Here is a 914-nt window from a genome sequence, read left to right as displayed (position 1 = left end):
CTTGCGCAGATCGGCAAGTAACTGGATCGGCTCGCCGTTCAAATTATAAACCTTAATACCGTATTTGAGTCGACTGATAAAATCGATACCCGCCGTATTGAGGTTATTGAAAACGCTACATACGCTATAACCCAGATCCCGGATCACTAAATCCCCCGGTTGGGCAATTTTGAAAATATCCGGAGAGTAGGATTGGTCATTATCCCGAAAGGAGGCCACCTCCAACAAACCAATATTGTCCGTCTTTAAGTCCAGGGTTAATTGGATTTTTGCGGTAGCACACTTTCCTTTGGAACTGTAGGGTCCGGGAAACAGATGAGCCATAGAAACCGGTAAAGAAAAGCAGGAGCTGTCGGTCACCCACACCCGGGGCCATGGTCCCCACTTTGGGTTGCCTGGTAAATCGGTGCGTTGAAAACTCTGGTGGAGTATTTTATACAACAAATGGCGGCAAAAAGGTAAGTGGCGAAAGGAGGCTTTCTGGCGTAACGCATTGGGACTACAGAGCTCTTCCATTGACAAGGCTAATCGCTGGGCCCAGTCGGTCCAGGAAAACACACCCTGATCCAGGGTTTGAAAAAAGGAAACCAACCAATCCACTACATTAATCTTAGCGTCAGGATCACACTGAAATTTTTGCGCAAAAGCCAGCTCGGTTACTTTGATTTTGGAAAAAAATTCCGATATTTGAGATAATATCATAATAGGTTGTTTAACGGATTAATGAATGCAACTAAAAGTTAAACAACCTTTTTTATATTCAAAAATGTTTTAATGTAAATTCACTTTTGTCTTATTCTCTCTGGGATGTCTCTGTCTCGAAATCCTCGGAAAATATAACTTCACAACACTTCAATCTCAACTATCTATATTGTTAATCAACTTATATGTTAATTTCTTCTTCGTCCGTATGC

The 914-nt window shown here is 42.0% G+C and carries 1 protein-coding gene; it reads right to left on the bottom strand.

All coding sequences use genetic code 11. From position 1 onward, the window contains the following. Positions 1-702, bottom strand: a 702-nt coding sequence (locus tag LVD47_RS23295) for a transposase (RefSeq protein ID WP_236981120.1), incomplete at its 3' end; no start/stop codon positions are given. Between the last annotated feature and the right edge of the window lie 212 nt (positions 703-914).

Origin of the sequence: Membranihabitans maritimus (assembly GCF_021729145.1) — a bacterium.
Classification (GTDB): Bacteria; Bacteroidota; Bacteroidia; order Chitinophagales; family Saprospiraceae; genus Membranihabitans; species Membranihabitans maritimus.
The sequence above is the reverse complement of the archived record's forward strand: the minus strand, read 5'-3'. Positions and strand labels throughout refer to the sequence as shown.